Source organism: Pseudoalteromonas sp. SR41-8 (assembly GCF_014163915.1).
In the GTDB taxonomy this organism is placed as follows: Bacteria; Pseudomonadota; Gammaproteobacteria; order Enterobacterales; family Alteromonadaceae; genus Pseudoalteromonas; species Pseudoalteromonas rhizosphaerae.
Genome location: NZ_JACJEE010000037.1, coordinates 1 through 18,472 on the forward strand (window position 1 = coordinate 1; position 18,472 = coordinate 18,472).

The 18,472-nt window shown below is 40.8% G+C and carries 13 protein-coding genes; 6 read left to right on the forward strand and 7 right to left on the reverse strand.

Annotation, left to right across the window (positions count from 1 at the left end):
* Positions 1 to 196 precede the first annotated feature (196 nt).
* Complete coding sequence (gene deoD, locus H5162_RS18405; RefSeq protein ID WP_145238795.1) at positions 197 to 898, reverse strand: purine-nucleoside phosphorylase; 702 nt, start codon at positions 896 to 898, stop codon at positions 197 to 199.
* The gene (locus H5162_RS18410; RefSeq protein WP_145238798.1) at positions 898 to 2,130 is read right to left on the reverse strand and encodes a phosphopentomutase; all 1,233 of its coding nucleotides are present in this window, start codon (positions 2,128 to 2,130) and stop codon (positions 898 to 900) included. Before H5162_RS18410 ends, deoD begins: the two co-directional genes overlap by 1 nt.
* Before the next feature lie 191 nt (positions 2,131 to 2,321).
* Between H5162_RS18410 and udk the strand changes: the two genes are divergently transcribed.
* The 3 genes from udk to H5162_RS18425 all read left to right on the forward strand — a co-directional run bounded on the left by udk (position 2,322) and on the right by H5162_RS18425 (position 5,106).
* Complete coding sequence (udk, locus tag H5162_RS18415) at positions 2,322 to 2,951, forward strand: uridine kinase (RefSeq protein ID WP_145238801.1); 630 nt, start codon at positions 2,322 to 2,324, stop codon at positions 2,949 to 2,951.
* Positions 2,952 to 2,969: 18 nt separating this feature from the next.
* Entirely contained in the window at positions 2,970 to 4,193 is a 1,224-nt protein-coding gene (locus H5162_RS18420) for a NupC/NupG family nucleoside CNT transporter (RefSeq protein WP_182731970.1), read from the forward strand.
* 193 nt (positions 4,194 to 4,386) lie between these two features.
* A complete protein-coding gene (locus H5162_RS18425; protein WP_182731971.1) occupies positions 4,387 to 5,106 on the forward strand; it encodes an ABC transporter substrate-binding protein in 720 nt (239 codons plus the stop codon).
* 4 nt (positions 5,107 to 5,110) lie between these two features.
* On the opposite strand, the gene H5162_RS18430 is transcribed toward H5162_RS18425, so the two are convergent.
* A complete protein-coding gene (locus H5162_RS18430) occupies positions 5,111 to 5,833 on the reverse strand; it encodes an ABC transporter substrate-binding protein (protein ID WP_145238810.1) in 723 nt (240 codons plus the stop codon).
* 145 nt (positions 5,834 to 5,978) lie between these two features.
* Entirely contained in the window at positions 5,979 to 6,188 is a 210-nt protein-coding gene (locus H5162_RS18435; protein ID WP_058559473.1) for a cold-shock protein, read from the reverse strand.
* A gap of 615 nt (positions 6,189 to 6,803) precedes the next feature.
* On the opposite strand from H5162_RS18435, the gene H5162_RS18440 reads away from it, so the two are divergent.
* Positions 6,804 to 8,969 (forward strand): M3 family metallopeptidase, encoded by a 2,166-nt coding sequence (locus H5162_RS18440; protein ID WP_182779262.1) that lies wholly within the window; start codon positions 6,804 to 6,806, stop codon positions 8,967 to 8,969.
* Between the two features lie 188 nt (positions 8,970 to 9,157).
* Here H5162_RS18440 and H5162_RS18445 read toward each other — a convergent pair whose 3' ends face one another.
* Positions 9,158 to 9,871, reverse strand: coding sequence for a M15 family metallopeptidase (locus tag H5162_RS18445; protein WP_182779264.1), 714 nt, complete (start codon positions 9,869 to 9,871; stop codon positions 9,158 to 9,160).
* A gap of 66 nt (positions 9,872 to 9,937) precedes the next feature.
* Entirely contained in the window at positions 9,938 to 11,602 is a 1,665-nt protein-coding gene (locus tag H5162_RS18450; protein ID WP_259398277.1) for a sensor domain-containing diguanylate cyclase, read from the reverse strand.
* 722 nt (positions 11,603 to 12,324) lie between these two features.
* Here H5162_RS18450 and H5162_RS18455 point away from each other — a divergent pair.
* A complete protein-coding gene (locus H5162_RS18455) occupies positions 12,325 to 13,401 on the forward strand; it encodes a DUF5009 domain-containing protein (protein WP_182779267.1) in 1,077 nt (358 codons plus the stop codon).
* A gap of 13 nt (positions 13,402 to 13,414) precedes the next feature.
* On the opposite strand, the gene H5162_RS18460 is transcribed toward H5162_RS18455, so the two are convergent.
* Positions 13,415 to 16,279, reverse strand: a complete 2,865-nt coding sequence (locus H5162_RS18460; protein WP_182779269.1) for an FAD-binding and (Fe-S)-binding domain-containing protein — start codon at positions 16,277 to 16,279, stop codon at positions 13,415 to 13,417.
* 374 nt (positions 16,280 to 16,653) lie between these two features.
* Here H5162_RS18460 and H5162_RS18465 point away from each other — a divergent pair, with 374 nt between their 5' ends.
* Positions 16,654 to 18,471 (forward strand): glycoside hydrolase family 3 protein, encoded by a 1,818-nt coding sequence (locus tag H5162_RS18465; RefSeq protein ID WP_182759731.1) that lies wholly within the window; start codon positions 16,654 to 16,656, stop codon positions 18,469 to 18,471.
* Position 18,472: the final 1 nt, after the last annotated feature.

The following is an 18,472-nucleotide window of genomic DNA, read 5'->3' on the forward strand; positions in this document are numbered from 1 at the left end:
TACCCTAGCTAACTTTACCCTAGCTAACTTTACCCTAGCTAACTTTACCCTCGCTAACTTTACCCTTGCTAGCTTTTCCCCATAAAAAAAGCCGCTTAGTTTAACTAGGCGGCTTTGGAGGTTAGTCTCACATTATTTTGGGCGTGTCTCCAAAATACTGCGAATACGTTACCAAGGAACTTTTTGTTTATTACGCTTAGATTGACTCTAAGGCAATTTTAACCATTTCATTGAAGGTGCTTTGACGCTCTTCACTTGGGGTTGCTTCACCGGTGATCACGTGGTCACTCACGGTAAATAATGCCATGGCTTTTGCACCATATTCAGCAGCAACGCCATATAAACCGGCTGTTTCCATATCTACCGCTAACATGCCTAGTTTATCAAGTTCTTGATAAAAGCTGTTATCGGCTTGATAAAAGGTATCGGTGGTAAATACGTTACCCACTTTCGCTTTAATACCTAGCTCTTTTGCTGCATTAACGCCGTTTAATAGTAAATCAAAATCAGCAATTGCTGAGAAATCATAACCACGTACACGTGCACGGTTTACATTTGAATCTGTGCTTGCGCCTTGCGCAAAAATAACGTCACGAATTTTAATGTCGCTACCAATACCGCCACAGGTGCCGATACGAATTAGATTTTTAACGCCGTAGCTGACGATTAGTTCGCGTGCATAAATCGACATTGATGGAATACCCATACCAGAACCCATAATGCTTACTGGTTTACCTTTATAAGTGCCAGTAAAACCATACATGTTACGAACGCCGGTTACTTTTACAGCATCATCAAGAAAATTTTCAGCAATGTATTGCGCACGTAATGGATCACCCGGCATTAATACCGTTTGTGCAAAATCGCCATTATTTGCGTCAATATGTGGAGTACTCATTATTCGTTTCCTTTTACTTTTAGCGCGTTAAGCTTATCAATAAAGCCATCGCCATATTCAAGTGCAGGTAAGTTAAACCACTGGGCAAGTGTTTGACCTATATCTGCAAAACTAGCACGTTCACCAAGCGGGGTATTTTCAAGCCCTACCTGATAAGCAAGTACAGGCACATATTCGCGGGTGTGCTCACTGCCCGGGAATGTTGGATCACAACCGTGATCCGCCGTAATAATTAGTACGTCGTCGGCTTTAAGCTGCTTAAGTATCGTTGGTAAGTAATCGTCCAACTGTTTAAGCGCTTTTGCATACCCAACAGGGTCGCGGCGATGACCAAATTTTTCATCAAAATCAACTAAATTAGTAAATATCAAACTGTGATCTGGCGCTGATGCCATTACCTCAGTGGTTTTTGCTAACAAGTTTTGTAAGCCTGGGGCTTTGTGTTTTTGGGTAATACCTTGATGCGCATAGATGTCAGATATCTTTCCTATGCTAATCACTTCACCACCGTCATCTGCTAGTTTGTCTAGCAATGTTGGCGCTGGCGGTAACACTGAATAATCTCGACGATTGCCCGTTCTGGCAAAGTCTTGATTATTGGAACCCAAAAATGGCCGCGCAATCACTCGTCCTATGTTCATTTCATCAAGCAGCGCCCGTGTGATTTCGCAGACCTGATAAAGTTTTTCTAGACCGAAAGTTTGTTCATGCGCGGCTATTTGAAACACGCTATCAGCTGAGGTGTAACAGATTGGTTTACCTGTTTTTATGTGCTCTTCACCTAGCTGTTCTAAAATCGTAGTACCCGAGGCATGGCAGTTGCCTAAAATCCCTGGGATACCGGTACGAGCAATCAGCTCGTCAATTAACTGTTGTGGAAAACTCGGTTGTGTTTTAGGGAAATATCCCCAATCGAATAACACCGGTACACCTGCCATTTCCCAATGACCTGATGGAGTATCTTTGCCGCTAGAAAGCTCTTTTGCGTAACCCCAAGCAGCAATCGGTGTTTGACGGTCGCTAACAAGGCACGGTTCATTGCCTGCAGCTTCACATGCATCAACTAAACCTAATAACGATAGGTTAGGTAGTGATAGCCGTTCGCCGGTTTCTTCAAAGTATGCTTTAAGCAAATGTGCAAAAGTGTTTGCGCCCAAGTCGCCAAACTTGTCAGCGTCTGGTGCTGCACCTATGCCTAGGCTATCTGCCATTAATATAATTGCTCTTGCCATACTCACCTCGATTATCCAATGTAGCTACTTTATATTTTTGTGCTTTTTAACGTACAGGACATAAGTCCTGTTTCATAAAACCTAAACATTATAAATTTCACACCTTAAAGCGAAGCAAGAGAGATTATTCGTGTCTTTTTTGCTATTGTGATCTACCAACAATGTATCCTTCTGTGTGGATGAGAACTTTAGTGACACGAACAATAATAGCCATTGCTGGCGCTTCTGCGTCTGGCAAATCTCTTTTTAGCCAAACAATTTACAATGAATTGGTGAATGAGCTTGAACCAGGCGCCATCGCCGTGATTGAAGAAGATGCGTACTATAAAGACCAATCGCATTTGCCGTTTGATCATCGTACGCAAACGAATTACGACCATCCTGATGCGTTTGAACATGAGTTAATGTGTAAACATTTAACACAGTTACGTGATGGCGAAGCGGTAGAAGTACCTACCTATGATTATGCGCAGCATACTCGCAGTGACAAAACACGTACTGTGATGCCAGCAGAAATTCTCATAGTTGAAGGGATTTTATTGCTTAGTGATAAAGCGCTACGTAAAGAATTTGATATCAAAGTGTTTATTGATACACCGCTTGATATTTGCCTGATGCGCCGTATGCAACGTGATATGGAGCAACGAGGCAGAACATTACAGTCCGTTGTTGAACAATATCAAGCTACTGTGAGACCGATGTTTTATCAGTTTATTGAGCCTTCAAAGCACAAGGCTGATTTAGTGGTTACACGTGGTGGTATGAATCGTGTTGCGATTGATATAATTAAAAGTAAAATAAAATATTTACTGCAAAAATAACAACGGGAATAAGCAAAGATGACAACATTTATGAGCTTAGTCGGCATGTGTATGCTGCTAGGCATTGCATTTGCGGCTTCGACAAATCGCAAAGCAATTAGTTTTAGAACTGTCGGTATCGCTTTTGCCCTGCAATTTATAATTGGTGGTTTTGTCCTGTTTTCAGACGCAGGTAAAAATGCATTAGTTGGCATGTCAAAAGCCGTATCATCAGTGATCGGGTTTGCTAATGATGGGATCAGCTTTTTATTTGGACCGTTAGCAAATCAGGATACGTTAGGGTTTATTTTTGCTATTCAGGTATTGCCAGTTATTGTGTTTTTCTCAGCATTAGTTGCTGTGTTATATCACTTAGGCATTATGGATTGGATAATTAGAATATTAGGCGGTGGTTTACAAAAACTGTTGAAAACCTCACGCACGGAGTCGCTTTCAGCAACCGCAAACATTTTTGTTGGTCAAACTGAAGCGCCACTGATTGTTAAGCCGTTCATTGCAACGATGACTAAGTCAGAGTTATTTGCAGTAATGGTAGGTGGCTTAGCAACGGTAGCGGGCTCAGTAATGGCCGGTTACGTGATTATTGGTGTAGAGCTTAAATATTTAATTGCAGCCAGCTTTATGGCAGCGCCGGGTGGTTTCTTAATGGCCAAGATGATTGTGCCAGAAACCGAAACACCAAAAGATACTTTAGCTGATTTAGAGCTTGACGAAGACAAGCCTGTTAACGTAATTGATGCAGCAGCATCGGGTGCAGCAAACGGTATGCATTTAGCCTTGAATGTAGGCGCAATGTTACTGGCATTTGTAGCTTTAATTGCGCTGTTAAACGGTTTATTAGGTGGTATTGGTGGTTGGTTTGATTATCCAACCCTAACACTACAAGAAATTTTAGGTTATATATTTGCGCCGGTTGCCTGGTTACTAGGTGTACCGTGGAATGAAGCAATTATAGCTGGTAGCTTTATTGGTCAAAAATTAGTAGTAAACGAGTTTGTTGCTTATTTAGACTTTATGAATTATCGCGATACGTTAAGTGCGCACACACAAGCGATTGTCACATTCGCGTTATGTGGGTTTGCTAACTTATCATCGATAGCCATTTTACTAGGTGGATTAGGCGGTATGGCGCCTAGTCGGCGAAAGGATATCGCACGCTTAGGGCTCAGAGCAGTGTTAGCAGGATCTATGGCTAACCTTATGAGCGCCGCAATTGCAGGTTTTTTCCTCTCGCTAGCTTAGAAACTTTGAGATGAGCCTTGGTTGCAAAACAATAGGATAAGCCTTTAAGGGGTTAAAGACTTATCTTACTTGAACGATACTTCACAAAGGGCCTTTATGGCCCTTTTATCGTTTTTAATTCACTGTTTACTTTCATAATACTTTTCCTAGTTATTGCTATACTCAAAGTTCTATCGTCAAAAAGAGAAAATAAATGCGGCTATTTATTAATCTGCTACTTCTTTGTATCAGTGTCCATAGTACTGCAAATCAAAACTTAATGGTTGTGACCGAGTTGTCACCGCCGAATCAAGTTTTGCTGAATAATCAGGTAACTGGTTATAGTACTGAGTTAGTAAATATGATTATTTTAGAGGCTAAGCTCAATGCCCCAATCAACATGTACCCTTGGGCACGTGCTTATAAAATGGCGGTTAATAATAGCAACACCTTAATTTACAGTATGGCACGCACAACGGATCGCGAGACACTATTCCATTGGATAGGGCCAGTAGCACAGTTTGAAATGGGCTTTGTAAAACTCTCTGAGCGCAGTGATATTAACTTTGATAATACAGAGCAAGCTAAGCAATATAAAATTGCCGTACAGCGCCATGACCTTGCATCGCAAGTATTAGTAAAACGTGGTTTCGAAGTATTGCTGACCACTGATATTCAAAAGTCATATCAGTTACTACTGGCAAGAAAAGTTGATCTGGTAGTCGACGATGCTAATTATCTAGCTTCAATGAGTGAGCAGCTAGCGATCAATGCTAACGCACTGACGTTCGTACATGCCATAGAAGGACTGGCAGTAGCTGGTTACTTAGCTGCAAATATCAATACTGATGAAGATATTATAAAAGCACTGCAGCAGGCTTTTTTAAAGGTTAAAAGTACTGAAAAATACCGTCAATTAATAACGGCTCATTAACTAGCTATTGTACATAACGATGCCGATAAGCGTCAAAGTTATCCACCGCTTTAAGTTTTTCTAACTGCTCATTGAAGCGTTCAACTATTTCAATAGGCATCTCTTTATTAAATACTACGTAGTTACCCTGTAATGTATTTACTGGTAGCTCAACTAGTTTGACGACTTCTTTACCACCATGACCAAATTGCTGCAGTTGGTAATCTAAGGCAAACTCTGAGCCGAGAATTAAATCGATTTTATTTTTAAAAAATAGGTTCATATATTCATAGTGATGAGCTACTTTTAATAAGTTTTTATCTTGTTGGAAACCAATACTTTCCACTAACCCCTCATAAATATTGCCTCTAACGACACCTAAGGTATATGCACTAACTTGAGTAATATCAGTTGGATTGATGTGTTTGTTGTCGCGAAGACGATAAAAAAATGTACGTGAAGAAACCAACGGGCCAACCCAGTAAAATAAATCTTCTCGCTCAGCACTGCGAGCGGTTGATACTAGCCCTGAGAGCTGATTTTTTTGCACTAAATCGTATGCCCTTGCCCAAGGCAACAGCTCAAATTTGCACTCCACTTGTGAAAGCTCACACAACGTACGCACAATATCTAAATTAATCCCTTGCAGCTGCCCTTTATTCGAAAAATTATAAGGAGGAAACTGTTCAGTAAAAATAGTAATTATTGGCTTTGCAGCGCAAGTAAAAGTGAATCCAAGGCTAAACACTAGGATAAGTAATCGGTAGATAATCTATCTCGTTACAGAATAATAATAATAGATAAAGAATAGGAGGGGGAGCAAGTTACGTCAATTTTAAAACACAAAAAAGCAAGCCTAAGCTTGCTTTTTTTATTCTACCTAAAAGGTAAAATTATACAGCAGTGATGTTCTCTGCTTGTGGACCTTTTTGACCTTGTGAAAGAGTGAACTCTACACGTTGGCCTTCAGCTAAAGTTTTGAAACCTTCGCTTTTGATTGCTGAGAAATGTGCGAAAACGTCTGGGCCATTTTCTTGCTCGATGAAACCAAAACCTTTAGACTCGTTGAACCACTTAACTGTACCTGATACGATGTTTGACATTGTAATATCCTGATATAAAAATAAAATAATTGCTCTAGTGAGCGGTGTAGCAAAAAATGAGATGGTACTTTAAAAACTTCAGGACGGTACTACAAGTATTACTTATACAACATCGAAATGGAGATTTATAGCTTTCATGCTTTCTTTCTAGCTGCAGCAAACTATACAGGGTTAATAAGTTATGTCAACCCCCTTTCGAGTCTTTATTTACCTTAGCCAATATTTAAGGCGCGTTGAGTAATTTTTTCTATCACGGATGAGTGTTACTTTTTTTGTTACAGTTGATTGCTCAGCATCATTTTTTGCAACCTATCACGTATTTGAAAACTCACTGAAAAAATTGCGTAAAAGTAAAAATATATTCCATTCTTAGTGAGATTTCACCACTTATCGCAGCTAATAATCGCCTTATCTCAATAGGTGAGATCATTAGTAGTTATCTGCAGTATGCTTGGGCCATTGAGCACATAGTGATATTTGCCCCATTTAATTGCGCTTTGCTGCTATTTTTTGTGCACTTCAACTTTGATGACAGCAGGCACCTGCTGATTTACAAAGCGCTTACTGCGCTTATATCGGCACAATTTAATTTTTAAAAATGATAAGAGAAAAATAATGAAACACTTATTAGCAACCGCGATCAGTTCAGCGTTATTATTAACAGCCTGTTCTGAGCCCCAAACAACAGCAAACAACATTAAAGCCGAACAAACGGCTACAGCTGATCAAGTACAGCAAGCTAATCCACTGTTAGTGAAAAGCGTTTTACAATACGAAACGCCAGATTTCAATGCGATTAAAGACGAACACTTTATGCCGGCTTTTAATCAGGGTATGGCTGAGCAAATGGCTGAAGTACAAACGATTATCAATAATCCTGCTAAGCCTGATTTTGCTAATACAATTGTTGCGCTTGAAGAAAGTGGGGAATTATTAACCCGTACCCGTAGCATTTTCTATAACCTAGCAGGCAGTGACTCAAACCCAACGCGTCGTGAGATACAAAAAGAGCTAGCGCCAAAAATGGCAGCACACAGCGACAACATTTTCTTAAATAAAGCATTATTTGAAAAAGTAGCAACATTATACGCAGAGTCAGACACTCTGGCTTTAACAGCTGAAGAAACTCGCTTACTCGACGTTTACTACAAACGCTTTATCAGAGCGGGCGCAAAATTAAACGCAGAACAAAAACAACAAATTCGTGATATCAATACCAAGCACTCAAGCTTAACCACTCAGTTTTCACAAAACTTACTAGCATTGACTAACAGCAATGTTGTTATCGTTGACGATAAAGCACTGCTTGATGGTTTATCAGCAGGCCAAATAGAGCAACTTGCCAATGCTGCAACACAAGCGGGTCACTCAGGTAAATATCTGATAAAAATCACTAACACAACGCGCCAACCAATTTTAGCAGCGCTTAAAAACCGTGAGCTACGTGAAAAAGTATGGCGTGCATCATCAGAGCGTGCGCTATCGGGTGAAAATAGTAACCGCGAAATCGTGGCTGAACTAGCTCAGCTACGTGCTCAAAAAGCAAAACTACTTGGTTACGACAGTTGGGCTGCGTTTGGATTAGAATCACAAATGGCGAAGAAACCAGAAGCAGTATTTGATATGTTTGCCAGCATGATCCCTGCGTTGATGCAAAACGTTAATGCTGAAGCTGCTGCGATCCAAGCGAAAATCGATGAGTCTGGCGATCAATTTAAGCTACAGCCTTGGGATTGGCTATTCTACGCAGAGCAAGTACGTAAAGATAAGTACAACTTAGACGAAAATGCAGTAAAAGAATACTTTGAGTTTAATCGTGTACTAGAAGACGGCGTATTCTTTACCATGAACCGCTTATATGGCATTACTTTCAAACCACGCACTGATATTCCGGTTTATCACCCAGATGTAAAAGCATATGAGCTATTTGATGCTGATGGTAAGAGCCTTGCGATTTTCTTTGCTGATTACTTTGCGCGTGAAGGCAAACGTGGTGGCGCATGGATGAGCTCGTTTGTAAAACAATCTGGCTTAAAAGAACAAAAGCCTGTGGTTGTGAATGTAATGAACATTCAAAAAGGCGCCAAAGGTGAACCAACGCTAATCAGCTATGACGAAACAACAACTATCTTCCACGAATTGGGTCACGGCCTACATGGTATGTTCTCGAACGTGAAATACCCAACTTTATCGGGTACTTCAGTATCTCGTGACTTCGTTGAGTTCCCATCAACGTTTGAAGAAGATTGGGCTATGTATCCTGAAGTTATCGCAAACTATGCAAAACACCACGAAACAGGTGAGCCAATTCCTGATGAGTTACTGACTAAAGTAATTCAATCACGTAGCTTCAACCAAGGCTATGACACCCTTGAGTACGTTGCAGCGGCACTTTTAGATATGGAATGGCACTCATTGCCTGCTGATGCCCCGTTACAAGATATTGAGAAATTTGAGCAACAAGCACTAACTAAGCACGGTGTAAATGTGCCATTTGTGCCACCGCGTTATAAGTCTGCGTTCTTCTCACACTCAATGGGTGGCGGTTACTCAGCGGGCTACTACGCATACATGTGGAGTGAAATTTTAGCGGCCGATGCATTTGCTTACGTTCAAGAGCAAGGCGGTTTAACCCGTAAAATGGGCGATAAATACCGTAAAGAGATCTTAGAAGTTGGTAACTCACGTGACCTAATGGAGTCGTTCAAAGCGTTCCGCGGTCAAGAGCCTGACACCTCAGCGTTATTAAAACGCCGTGGTTTAAAAGCAACCGTTCAGTAAAAACAAGCTACGGAGGGGAAAGTTAGAAGCTAGCTATTTCCTGCTTAACGATAAAGGCGCGAAACTAATTTCGCGCCTGTAACTAGCAATGGCTATATACCGCCTCATTATGAGTGTATAAATTAGTGGGCTGAATAGATGTACTTAGTTCAGCTCACTAACTTTACTGTTTTTAACTCGCTAGCACCTCACTGCACCACAAAATCAAAATAAGTATTTGGATAGGCTTGTGGCTGATAGGTAAAGTGCCACCACTCCATTGCGTAAGGCGAAAATCCAGCGGCCAGCATGATATTTTTTAACTTATATCTGTTTGCTTGTTGGTCTTGAGTAATACGCGGATCATCGGTATTTGAGATGGTATCGAACATATCAAACAATGAGCCCATATTTAATGCTTTGCCTTGACTATCAGTCAAAGTTAAATCAATTGTTGAACCACGGCTGTGGCCTGATTTAGCTGCGATATAATCACCGAGTAACTGATCTTTTCCTAAATTAGGGTAATACGCTGCTTTGGTTTTTGTGTCAGTTGCGTCGTTAACCCAACGCACAAAGTGGTCAACGGCTCGTTGTGGTCGATAACAATCATAAATTTTAAAATTATAACCTGCTTGCTCCGCCTGAGAATGTGCTTTTACCAGCGCTGCAGCTGCCGTTTTATGCAATAAGCATTTAGGCGCGTTATAACCTTCGATTGGTTTACCAACAAAGTTTTGCCCACTAAAATAGCGAATATCAAATAATGCGGTCGGTATTAACGTTGCAACATCAACAAACTCACTACGATAGCTTTGAGCTGGGTCGGAATATGTAGCGTTAGCGTCACGGGCAATTGCTGCACTGCTTAAAGCATACACTCCAAGCAGTGACATTAGTTTAAAACTGATATTTAACAACATTGTAGTAGCTTATAACATTAAAAACAGGCTATTAATATTGCATAGTTAAAAGCCATTGCCAATAAATTATTCCTGCTCGACAAGTTCAGATTGGATAAACTGAGAATCAATAATACACCGATTACGACCCGTTTTTTTCGCTTTGTATAAAGCCTGATCCGCTTGTTTGAGTATCTCTTCAACACTCAATTGCATCAGTGGCCAGCCAGAAATACCTATTGATATGTTGATACTTCCTACTGGTTCGATGATTGTTTCTGATACACGCATACGTAATCGTTCCGCAAGTTGATAAGCTGATTTGGCGTTAATATTTGGTAATATAACAATAAACTCTTCTCCCCCCGTACGTGCAACAAAATCATTTTCACGGGTTACATCAACAATAATTGTAGCCAACGATTGCAAAACAATATCACCAATATCATGGCCAAACTCATCATTAACACGCTTAAAAAAATCAATATCGATAGCAAGCACAGTGAAAGGCGTTTGCTGTAAAGTTAATTGATCTAACATGAGCTCCAGGCTACGTCGGTTATGTAAGCCCGTAAGTGGATCTGTTTGTGCTTCATGCTGTAATAGACCAATCTGGTTTTGTAATAAGCCGACTCCTTTTAGCATAGCTAAACGCAGTTCAGAGCTTTCATAATACCAAGACCGCACTTGCCTTAACTGTTGCGAAGTTGACGGGTTATCAAGTGTTTTAGCCGTTTCTGCAAGTTGCCTTAACGGCTTTGAAATTAACCGAGCTAGCACCCAAATAAATATAAAGGTTGCCAACCCTACTGGCAGGGTTCGATATAAAACATTCATCATTAAATCGTCTAATGGCGCAAATGTAGCGTCTAATGGTCGTTGTGTGACAATGCCCCAAGAGGCACTTTTTAATGGTGCATAACCTGCCAGCATGACAATGTTTTGACTATTAATTAACTGCCTAGTGCCGCTTTCACCTCTTAGCACCGCTTCGATCACTGGATTGCCAAAAACTTGTTCACCGATCCGAGCAACATCAGGGTGATAAAGTAAGCGCCTATTCTTATCAACAACATAGATATATGAGCCGTCTTTATGAAAATGTACTTGCAGTAAGTCGTGTAAAATCCCTTTTTGTTTTAGGTATAATGTCCCTCCTATGTAGCCAAGGTATTCACCTTGAGAGTTAAATATCGGATGCGAAATAACTATCACGAGGTTCCCTACCGCAGAAATATAAGGCTCACTGATCATTGGCTTTTTATTCGCTAGTGCTTGTTTTGCACCATCACTTTCTAAAAGTTGACCTTTTAGCTTTAGACTCAATGGTGAATGGGCTAATACCACACCATTTTTGTCAACGACAACCGTTGAGTTAAAGCTATCAGTTTGCAACCTAAGTCGCTGCGCCTCTTGCGCAAGAGTGTTTGCATCATTAAATTGGATTGCAAGAATTTTTGCTGAATAAGCGAGTTGCTGCTGAGAAGCCAGTAGAAACCGGTCAGTGGCAGAGACAAGTTTAGCGGCATACGCATTATGGTTTTTTAAGGTTTGCGATTGTAGTTGCTGTTTTTGTACTTGGTAGCTGGAATAAAAGCCATTTAGAAAGGTGATCACAGTCACTGAAATAGCTAAAAATAAGATTAACTTTTTTAAATCGAGATTGATATTAACACGGCCTAGCAAAATACTTACTTCTCTATGCTGGCCTTGTATTTCCTTGGCAATTATACTAACGATAAATGATAGCAAATAGCTCCAATACGATCCAGCTAAAAGCTCGTAAAGTACTTATTTCTGTTGTTCCCAACGGCTAATAATTTATCTCTATGCAATTTTTAGACCGCGCTCAGCTTGGCTCTCGCGACATAAAAATTTTAAATTCAAATACTTGTAATATTATTTGAATTTTCACTACATGCCAGTTGAACTTATACAACAACTTGTTGCTGAGCTTGCGCTAAGCGATTGCTGTTTCCCCATAGAAAAATCAATTTATCTGTTTGCGCTTTTAACAAAATAAGCGATGAAAATTTACCTTGCGCAAAATGAATAAATTATTACAATTAAAAAACAAATAACAAATAAAAGAACGTTATGGTTAAACATCACTGCCAGAATATATTGTCACAATTACCCAGTCATCGTTTGCTCGCCTTAGATGTACTGCGAGGGTTCACTATCACTGCGATGATTCTAGTCAATAACCCAGGAAGTTGGTTATATACCCAAACCACCTCATGATACAGAATTCAGCGTTGCACAGGGGCTTAATATCAAGGCGTTACTTTGCAACAATGGCAGTCCCTTTTAAGAAGTAACAACGATGAGAGTAAGTGCCTGTGAAACGCCCAACGGTTTAGTTTAAAAGCGATTTATACTGCGTTATTGATTTTAACAATAGAACCACTATTACTTGCAATCAATGCCTTGCCTACATCGCTTTTAATTCCAACTGAAACTCGGATCTTGAGGTGGTTTGGGTATCTCTGTACTGGCCGCTTAAACATGCTGATTGGCATGGCCTAACACCCACTGATTTAATTTTCCCATTTTTTATTTTTATTGTTGGGATGTCGATCACACTATCGGTTAATGCCATGCTGACAAAAGGAGTGACTAAACAAAGTATACTCAGATCTGTTGTAGTGCGTACGGTAAAGCTAGTTGCATTAGGTTGGTTTTTAGCCCTGTTCTACTATAATTTTCGCGATCCTAATTTCAGCTGGCTAGATGAACGATTAGCAGGTATTAGGATCATGGGCGTTTTACAACGCATCGGTCTAGTTTATCTCATTGCCTTAGCTTGTTACCTTTATATAAAACCAAAGTATATTGCGCTTACCTTTGTTAGCTTACTCATCGGGTACGGCGCGTTAATGATATATACGCCCTATTCATTGCCTAACGGTGAAATCGTTAAAGGGCTGTGGCTGCATGGTAATAACCTCAGCGCTTGGCTTGATAATTTACTGCTCGGTGCAAATCATGTTTACTATGCCACAGCAAAACCTTTAGCATTTGATCCAGAAGGAATACTCTCAACCTTACCTGCAGTTGCAACGGCATTATCAGGAATATTGTGCGGATACTATATAAGCACTGAAAAAAACCTTGGCAAACAAGTCAGAATATTTACCCTAGTGGCTATTACAAGCATTGTTTGCGGGTGCTTACTTTCACTTGTAATACCAATAAACAAAGCACTATGGACACCAAGCTATGTAATAATCAGCTCAGGACTAGCGATGTTATGCTATTCACTGTGTAGCTATATTCTCGATATTCGTAAAGTTCGCTTGTGGAGTGCGCCGTTTTTAGTGTTTGGCGCTAACGCTATTTTGTTCTTTATGTTTGCTGGCATCGTAGCGCGTATTTTAATTATGATCCCAGTGGCTGATACAAGTTTAAAAGGTGCTATATTTAATCAAGTATTACAACCGCTATTTGGTAATTATTTAGGCTCTTTTAGCTATTCGTTGCTATTTTTACTCGCCTCTTATCTAGTGATGTATGCGTGCTATAAACGCGGGATTTTTTGGAAAGTATAATGTCTAAGCCTCATCAAGAGGCTGCTTGACTCACTTTATCTAATAAATACAGCACAGATTGGTAGTTAATACCGCTGTGCTGAGTTAAGCCAATTTCACAACTGCGGCTATTAGAAATACCGCTACTGCAATTTTGAGGCACTTGGTTACGCAGCGTTTTTAATGCATTAGCATTTAGCTCTGGCAAGTTAAAGCCCTTATCGCCGGCAAAGCCACAACATTCAATATCAGCCGGAATAATTACTTCGTTACTGCATGCTTTAGCTACGGCAACAAGTTGTTGTTCACTGCCACGGCGCTTGCTACTACAGGTAACATGTAACATAACCGGCTCTGGTTGGGCTGTGATGGTCAGCTTAGGCAATAAATATTGATAAGCAAACTCAGCGCTTTCGAGTACTGTTAAACCGCGCTGTTGCGCTGCTTCATTGCTTGTTAATGCACATGGACTGGCGTCAAAAATAATCGGGTAACGACCATTTTCAGACACCTGCTGCGCGATATCGAGTAACTGCTCAGCTTTACTTTTTGCCTGTTCAGGTAAACCTTTACTGGCAAAGGGCATGCCACAACATAGCTCATTAATTTGCATCGGCAGTAACAGTTCAATTCCCGCTTTAGTCGCGAGGCTATGCATAACTTGCATAATTGAGCGGCGATCATCCGCTTGCTCATCGGCTGCAAACACCCTGCTGGCACAACTGGGAAGATAAACCACTTTATCAGGCTGTTGTGCGTGTACTATGCTGTGATTAATTGGCTGCTCCCCCCTTGGCCACGCTGAATAATAAAGTGGGGTGCCAATCAGCTTATTAGTAGGTTTGGTTAAAGTACGCAGTGCCTGTGCACCAATGATGTTTCGCACCATCGCCATACTGGTTAAACCAAAGCGTGCTGTATTTGCTAATACCGCAAAATGTTTGACCGCAAAACTGGCTATGCGCGGCGCCATTTTTGCATTGAGTTGCTTTTTTGCCCTCAGGGATTTTATAAATTCACCGGTGTTAATACCAACGGGGCATTTCATGCCACACAGCCCGGTTGCTGCACAGCTATCAATACCTAAATATTGAAAATCTTTTTCGATACTGCTGAGCTGACGATTAATGTGCTGTTTTTCGCTAATATCACCGGTGTTACTAAGTTGATTAACCAATTCAGTGCGACGTCGCCACAGCGTAATACGTTGGCGCGGCGTTAAGGTGAGTCCTTTTGATGGGCATACGGTTTCGCAAAAACCACACTCAATACATTTGTCGATTATATCGTCGCTGCTAGGCATGGTTTTTAAATGTTGAATATGGCAGTTTTCATCGGTATTGATGATCACTCCTGGGTTTAAAATGTGGTCTTTATCAAACAATTGTTTAATACGTTGCATCACAGCAAAGCCATCAGTGCCCCATTCAGTTGCCACAAACGGCGCCATATTTCGCCCAGTACCATGCTCAGCTTTTAATGAGCCATTCAGTTCAACCGCCACCAGTTGCGACACGTCCCGCATAAATTGCTCATAACGCGCTACTTGCGCTGGTGTATCGAACGCTTGGGTAAATACAAAGTGCAAATTACCCGCTAAGGCATGGCCAAAAATAATCGCTTCATCGTAACTGTATTTATCAAATAATTGATGCAGAGCTTTAACACCCTGAGCTAATACATCCAGCTCAAAAGCCACGTCTTCAATGATCACAGTGGTGCCATTTTCGCGCACTGCACCGACTGCCGGGAACGTACCTTTACGAATATTCCATAATGATGCATTGCGCTTAGCATCTGTTGAAAACGCCATAATCGCTAATTGATGGGCGCTAAAATGTGCGACAAGCTGATCCACTTGTTGTTGTAAATTAACTAATTTTGTTGCGTCTTCTGCACGTACTTCGATTAATAATGCTGCACTATCTGCTGGGTAGTTATGAACATCTTTAGGCATGATGTCATGATGCGCGACGCACAGGAGCGAGCGCTTGTCCAATAACTCAACCGCCGCTACATCAAGCGTTGCTAGCTGCTTTACTAATTCACAGACTTGGCTTATATCATCAAAAATAATAAACGCTGAGCTTTTATGAGCATGCTCAATCACCGTGTGGTAAGTAATATCAGCAATAAACCCCAGCGTACCTTCAGAGCCAATCATTAAATGCTTAATGATCTCAATCGGATCAGTGTAATCAATTAGCGCGTTTAAACCATAACCCGTGGTATTTTTTAAGCGGTATTTATGAGCGATACGCTGTGCCAACTCAGGATTATTTGTAACCTGCTGGGCAAGCGCAGTGATATCGTTAATAAACGGTTTATGGCTATGTAAAAATTTAGAACGGCTTTGCTCACTGCGTGTATCAAGCACTGTACCGTCAGCGAAGATTAAGGTCATGTCCTTTACTGTATGGTAACTATTTTGTGCCACGCCACAGCACATACCTGATGAATTGTTGGCTGCCATGCCAGCGATTTTACAACTATTGATTGAAGCGGGATCAGGGCCAATTTTACGGCCAAAAGGCGCAAGTACGGCATTGGCGCGAGCACCAATAATAGCTGGCTCTAACCGAATAGCAGCGCCGTTATCTTCAATTTGATAACCAGACCAGCAATCACTAAGCAGCACTAATACAGAATCTGTAATTGCTTGGCCTGATAGGCTAGTACCGGCGGCACGAAAAGTAATGGCAACTTTATATGTTGCAGCGGCACTGATGACCTGTTGCGCTTGTTGCTGATCAGCAACCAGTACTATTAATTGCGGCACTAAACGATAAAAGCTGGCATCAGTGCCAAAAGCATAGCGCCTAGGGTAATCTTCAATAAACGCCGAAGCAGGCAGCTTATCACTGAGTTGTTGTTGAAATAGTGTCAGTGCTGTTGCCATTATTTGCCCCTTTGCGTTCTGTTAATTTACTCGCTTGGCGACCCACCAAGCATTATGGAATATATTATTACTTGAAATAAGAGCGAATTACTATTAATAAAAGCTCGTCTAATATTATTTTTTTTCATCTAAATAACTATTAACTCTTAATATTTATGTAATGATCAGGCAAGCATGTGATTCGTCGGTGGTTTTTGCAGTTCTGCAAAAAAACCGTTAATGTGACAAAAATATGTTGTATTTTAATCCAAAATGGCATTACCATCAGGAATAAAATATTCACAAATAAAATAAGCAATTCAGCTTTGGAGCCTACTGTGTTAAATAAGTTTGCCATATCATCAATTCTCTTTGGACTAGGGTGTTTATTACCAATGAAATCGACCTTTGCAGCGACCAATTTAACCCTTGAGCAACAGCTTGGCCAAAAGCTGATGCTCGATTTTCGTTATTATTGTGAGCAAGACAGCGAGAACACACCTGAGCAAAAATGCCGTAATGCAGTCACTGAATTACCTGCAGATTTAGCCAAGGTGATCACTAAACATAATATTGGTGGGGTGATCTTATTTGCTGAAAATATCGATAATATTGCGCAAATCGTTAAATTAAATAATGCTATGCAACAAGCTGCGGCAAAGTCGAGCTTAGGCGCACCATTATTTATTTCAATTGACCAAGAAGGCGGACGTGTTGCACGTATTCCTCGTGATATTGCCACTTCATTTACTGGTAATATGTCGATTGGCGCAAGTTATGCGGTTCACGGCACCAAGTTTGCTACACAATCTGCACAAGTGATTGCTGATGAATTAAAAGCCATTGGTGTGAATGTTAACTATGCACCAACTGTTGATGTAAACATGAACCCTGATAACCCGGTTATTAATGTGCGCTCATACGGTGAAGATCCAACACTTGTGAGTATTTTAGGTGGCGCACAAGTTGCTGGCTTTGAAGGTAATGGCGTAATTACCTCACTGAAACACTTTCCAGGCCATGGTGATACAAACGTTGATAGCCACACCGGCTTGCCAAAAGTAATGCACGATAAAGAAACTATCTGGGAAAAAGATTTACCTCCGTTTCAAACTATTATTAAAAAGCAAAACCCTGGCATGATCATGACTGCGCATATTCAGTACCCAGCACTGGATAGCAGCACATTTGTTAGTAAAGATGGCAAAACCATGATCAAACCTGCGACGATGTCGCATAAAATCATCAGCGAATTATTACGCGATGAAATGGGCTATCAAGGTGTAGTGATCACCGATGCGCTAGATATGGCTGGTATTAGCCACTTTTTCGAACCAATTGAAGCCGTTGTAAATACCTTTGCTGCCGGGGTTGATATTGCTTTGATGCCAATTGAAATTCGTAGTCCAAAAGATTTAGTCGTATTAGATAAACTGATCAGCCGCTTAGTGAGCGAAGTTAAAAAAGGTAATTTACAAGCCGACGAAGTCGCTATCTCTGCTCAACGCATCATCAATTTAAAAAGTAAATTTAAACTGACCACAGAGCTTGACGAATCGTTAGCAATGCAAAAAGCACAACTTATTCTCGGTGATGATAATCATCGCAAAGTCGAAGCTGAGCTGGCTCTTGCCGCCATTACCCAAGTTAAAAATGACCAGCACACTTTACCGATTAAACTGACGAAAAATAGTAAAGTACATATCATCATGCCTGATACCCGCAAGTGTTTGGCGCTACAACAGGCAATTGCAGAAAATACTCAGCAACCACTTGCATTTAGCTGCACCAGTTTACAAGGCTTTGAGCCCACAGCGACGTTAAAAGCAATCAATGAAGCGGATATCATCATTGCAGGCAATGCATCACCAAACCAAAGCGCGGTAGAAATTGGCGGCATGGATGACCTTGCTGATAACCCTGCATTTGCAATTGCAAAATCGGCGCAAGGTCCGGCACTTGAAAAACTGCTTCAGCAAGCGCAACAAGCTGATAAGAAAACCGTTTTTGTTAGTTTACGAGCACCATACGATATTGCCACATTTGGCCAATATGCGGATGCAATTTTAGCAACTTATGCGTATAACATAGATGTAGATAATGATGTTAAAGTAGCAGGGCCAGCTTTTACTGCTCTTGCAAAAGTACTAGTTGGTAAAAAGCCAGCGCAAGGTACTTTGCCTGTTACCGTCAGTGGCATTAACAACAACTAAA

Bases quoted from the DNA above. Each gene is read 5' to 3' on its own strand.
- deoD (WP_145238795.1), bottom strand. From the start codon at position 898: ATGAGTACTCCACATATTGACGCAAATAATGGCGATTTTGCACAAACG.
- H5162_RS18410 (WP_145238798.1), bottom strand. From the start codon at position 2,130: ATGGCAAGAGCAATTATATTAATGGCAGATAGCCTAGGCATAGGTGCA.
- H5162_RS18420 (WP_182731970.1), top strand. From the start codon at position 2,970: ATGACAACATTTATGAGCTTAGTCGGCATGTGTATGCTGCTAGGCATT.
- H5162_RS18425 (WP_182731971.1), top strand. From the start codon at position 4,387: ATGCGGCTATTTATTAATCTGCTACTTCTTTGTATCAGTGTCCATAGT.
- H5162_RS18435 (WP_058559473.1), bottom strand. From the start codon at position 6,188: ATGTCAAACATCGTATCAGGTACAGTTAAGTGGTTCAACGAGTCTAAA.
- H5162_RS18440 (WP_182779262.1), top strand. From the start codon at position 6,804: ATGAAACACTTATTAGCAACCGCGATCAGTTCAGCGTTATTATTAACA.
- H5162_RS18445 (WP_182779264.1), bottom strand. From the start codon at position 9,871: ATGTTGTTAAATATCAGTTTTAAACTAATGTCACTGCTTGGAGTGTAT.
- H5162_RS18460 (WP_182779269.1), bottom strand. From the start codon at position 16,279: ATGGCAACAGCACTGACACTATTTCAACAACAACTCAGTGATAAGCTG.
- H5162_RS18465 (WP_182759731.1), top strand. From the start codon at position 16,654: ATGAAATCGACCTTTGCAGCGACCAATTTAACCCTTGAGCAACAGCTT.